We start from the raw sequence: 3,737 nt of genomic DNA, 5'->3' as shown, positions 1-3,737 counted from the left end.
GATTACCGTTATTTTTCATTAGACTACACTATAAGTTTCGGGGCTTATTTGTGGTGGTAATGAAAATACCATCTGTTATCATATAATGAATGACTTTTAAAGTCAAGCAATTTCATTAAACACCTGGTGAAGTTGTTCAGAATTGTAGAACGCCACTAATAGAACACTTTTTCTAAGTATAGCCCTTGTGGTGGAGCGGTTTTTCCCGCCTTATCACGATTACCTGAAGCAACTACATGGGACACATTGTCAATCTTACGTCGACCTATCCCAACCTCCCAAAGAGTACCTGCAATAATACGTACCATATTATATAAGAAGCCATTCCCTTCAATCACCATATGTAGCTCTTCACCATGCCATTCAAATTGTAACAATGTTACTGTGCGTACTTTATCTTTTACGCTTGTATTCGCCGCGCAAAAACAAGAAAAGTCATGTGTACCAATAATAGCCTTAGCTGCCTCTTGCATCGCCTCTACGTTAGGTTTGACCCCATTTGTCTCCACAGTATAATATCTGCGGAATGGACTTTGGATAGGCTCACAAGACCAAATATAGCGATATCTTTTTCCAGCCACATCGTAACGCGCATGAAAGTCATGTGCCACTTCCTCAACCGATAATACACGAATATCTCTTGGCAGTTGCACATTCAAAGCCTTACTATATTTTTCTGCTGGAATGGCAAGTGGTGTGTCGAAATGCAATGTTTGCCCTGTCGCATGTACTTTAGCATCTGTACGACCACTTGCGGTTACCTTTACCTGTTCTCCCTTATGCATAATAGCTAGAACACGCTCAAGCTCAGCCTGCACTGTGCGTTCACCTGGCTGCACCTGATAGCCCGAAAAAAGTGTGCCATCATAGCTTATAATTACTTTTAATCGTCGCATATAGCCTACTCCTTTAACTTCTATAGAAGAATAGCAATACGCCTATTGCTACTAATAACACAATCGCAAATGTGTCCCCCATATCCCATTTTAACCTACGGTACCTAGTGCGTCCTTCACCACCACGATAGCCTCTTACTTCCATCGCTGTTGCTAAATCCTCAGCCCGTTTAAATGCACTGACAAAGAGAGGCACAAGCAATGGTACTACTGCCTTTATACGGTCCTTAATTGGCCCAGATGATAAATCAGAGCCTCTTGCCATTTGTGCCTTCATAATTTTATCCGTCTCATCCATTAAGGTTGGAATAAAGCGTAATGAGATGGACATCATTAAAGCCAATTCATGTACGGGTACTTTTATTGCTTTTAAGGGATTCAGTAGAACCTCGATACCATCTGTAATGGAAATCGGTGATGTAGTTAACGTTAAGATTGACGTCATAAATACTAATACTAGAAAACGAATTGAGATAAATATTCCCCGCCTAATCCCTTCGTCATAAATCGTAATGAATTTTGATTCAAACACAGGGACGCCTTCCTTCGTCATGAAAATATGGAGAAGGAATGTGAAGGCCATCAAAAAGAGTACTGGTTTGTGTCCATTTATTAAAAAGTATAGACGAATGCGCGATACTAATACAATCAGTAGCGTGAATGCGAGTAACATAGCATATGTCACGGTATTATTGGCTAAAAACACAATAATAATAAAGGCGAACACAAAGATCAGCTTTGACCGTGGATCAAGTTTGTGTACAGGTGAATCACCAGGTAAGAAGCGACCAAAGATCATTTTTTCCATCATGACTCTGCACGCTCCTCTCTAAGGGCTTGAGCAATTTCAGCAGCAAGCTCTTCCTCTGTTAAGCAAACCTTAGACAAGGAATGCCCCATCATGTGCTCAATCTTTTGCTGAAAGCGGACAATACGTGGTGGCTCTAAACGGAATTCCTTTAATGTTGCAACATCTTTAAAAATAACTCGTGGTGATCCACTTAAGACATTCTTTCCTTCATGCATAATCACAATATTATCTGCATATCGAGCTGCATCCTCCATACTATGGGTTACTAGAATGGTTGTGAGATGACGTTCTTGATGGAGCTGATAAAACATATCCATAATTTCCTTTTGACCACGTGGATCAAGACCTGCTGTTGGTTCATCTAAGACAATAACCTCAGGGTCCATCGCCAAAACGCCTGCAATCGCTACTCGACGCATTTGACCACCTGATAAATCAAACGGTGATTTATCCAAAACGTTATCTGGCAAACCGACTAAGCTGACAAGTTCTCTTGCACGAGCTTCAGCCTCCTCCTCTGATATACCAAAGTTCATTGGGCCAAACATAATGTCCTTCAACACGGTTTCTTCAAATAGTTGATGCTCTGGAAATTGAAAGACAATGCCGACCTTTTGTCTTACAGTTTTTAAATCCTTTGCTTTTTTCCCAGCTACAATAAGACGATCCCCTATATGTACTTCTCCTGAAGTAGGTCTTAGTAGCGCGTTAAAATGCTGCAAAATCGTTGATTTCCCAGAACCGGTATGGCCAATTATCGCTTGATAAGTATGAGATGGAATGTCAAAATCCACATCGAATAATGCCCGTTTTTCAAAAGGCGTTCCTTGTGCATAGGCATAGCTTACTTGTTGAAGTTTGATGTCCATAAATCATTCACCAACTCTTCTTCTGTCATATGTTGCCCCATTAATGGAACACCTTCCTTTTGCAATAGCTTTGATAACTTCAAGGCAAATGGCAAATCTAGTCCAAATTCAACTAGCTTGTCCCCAAGTGCAAAGATTTCAGCAGGTGTACCTTCTGCAAATTTCTTACCATCATTCATAAAAAGAACACGATCCGCTAACATTGCCTCTTCTAAATCATGGGTAATAGATAAAACTGTTAATCCTGTTTCTGCACGTAATGTTTGAACCGTTTGTAACACCTCTGCACGCCCCTGAGGATCTAACATGGATGTAGCCTCATCTAAAATTAAAAGCTTCGGCTTTAATGCAAGTGCCCCAGCAATGGCTACACGCTGTTTTTGTCCACCAGATAAATGATGTGGCTCATGGTCTAAAAACTGACTCATTTTTACCTGTTCGAGTGCCGCATGTACACGTTTTACCATTTCTTCAAAGGGGATACCGTTGTTTTCCAAGGCAAATGCTACATCATCCTGTACCGTTGCTCCAACGAATTGATTGTCAGGGTTTTGAAAGACCATTCCCATTAAGGAGCGAGATTCCCAAAGATTTTCTTCATTCAAGGGTTCTCGCAATATTCGTACATCTCCCTGTTGAGGAAACAATAAACCATTCATCAGCTTGGCAATAGTGGACTTACCAGAACCATTATGTCCTACTATAGCAATCCACTCACCTTCTTCCACAGCAAAGCTAACATTTTCAACAGCATTACGACTATTTGGATTTTCTGGGGTATATGAAAAAGTTACATTATTTAAAGATAAAATTTCAGGCATATCTAGAACTCCTCTCCCTACGCTCAGCTCTACTAATTAACTTACACTTTTTTATGTATGAATTCTACTACAATCCGTATGTCGATAAAAGAAAAATACTACAATAACAACTCAAATTGATATTGGTTTAATAAATAATAAAATAACACCCATATATTAAAAAAAGCACCACAAATTGGCGCCATCTAATCTAATAAAAAAGCGCGCACCTCATTCGATAGAAATGCGCTAGTCGTTACATTTACAAGAAATATGGGTGCTCAAGCCCTTATTTCTCCTGAATGAGGTGCGGAGAGCTAAACGAGACGCCACACTAATAAGTGTCCGCTCATCATAACGC

General features: G+C 40.1%; 4 protein-coding genes. All 4 read right to left on the bottom strand.

The window, feature by feature from the left end; genetic code table 11:
* Positions 1–155: 155 nt before the first annotated feature.
* The 4 genes from truA to B3D98_RS02225 are packed head-to-tail and all read right to left on the bottom strand — an operon-like array spanning position 156 to position 3,397.
* A complete protein-coding gene (gene truA / locus B3D98_RS02240) occupies positions 156–896 on the bottom strand; it encodes a tRNA pseudouridine(38-40) synthase TruA (RefSeq protein WP_066038306.1) in 741 nt (246 codons plus the stop codon).
* A 13-nt stretch (positions 897–909) separates the two neighbouring features.
* Complete coding sequence (locus tag B3D98_RS02235; RefSeq protein WP_288580127.1) at positions 910–1,707, bottom strand: energy-coupling factor transporter transmembrane component T family protein; 798 nt, start codon at positions 1,705–1,707, stop codon at positions 910–912.
* Positions 1,704–2,576 (bottom strand): energy-coupling factor ABC transporter ATP-binding protein, encoded by an 873-nt coding sequence (locus tag B3D98_RS02230; RefSeq protein WP_288580124.1) that lies wholly within the window; start codon positions 2,574–2,576, stop codon positions 1,704–1,706. The genes B3D98_RS02235 and B3D98_RS02230 overlap by 4 nt, the downstream gene beginning before the upstream one ends.
* Positions 2,552–3,397, bottom strand: a complete 846-nt coding sequence (locus tag B3D98_RS02225; RefSeq protein WP_115673256.1) for an energy-coupling factor ABC transporter ATP-binding protein — start codon at positions 3,395–3,397, stop codon at positions 2,552–2,554. Before B3D98_RS02225 ends, B3D98_RS02230 begins: the two co-directional genes overlap by 25 nt.
* Between the last annotated feature and the right edge of the window lie 340 nt (positions 3,398–3,737).

The organism is Lysinibacillus sp. UBA5994 (assembly GCF_002429725.1).
Taxonomy (GTDB): domain Bacteria; phylum Bacillota; class Bacilli; order Bacillales_A; family Planococcaceae; genus Lysinibacillus; species Lysinibacillus capsici.
The sequence above is the reverse complement of the archived record's forward strand: the minus strand, read 5'-3'. Positions and strand labels throughout refer to the sequence as shown.

Bases quoted from the DNA above. Each gene is read 5' to 3' on its own strand.
- truA (WP_066038306.1), bottom strand. From the start codon at position 896: ATGCGACGATTAAAAGTAATTATAAGCTATGATGGCACACTTTTTTCG.
- B3D98_RS02235 (WP_288580127.1), bottom strand. From the start codon at position 1,707: ATGATGGAAAAAATGATCTTTGGTCGCTTCTTACCTGGTGATTCACCT.
- B3D98_RS02230 (WP_288580124.1), bottom strand. From the start codon at position 2,576: ATGGACATCAAACTTCAACAAGTAAGCTATGCCTATGCACAAGGAACG.
- B3D98_RS02225 (WP_115673256.1), bottom strand. From the start codon at position 3,397: ATGCCTGAAATTTTATCTTTAAATAATGTAACTTTTTCATATACCCCA.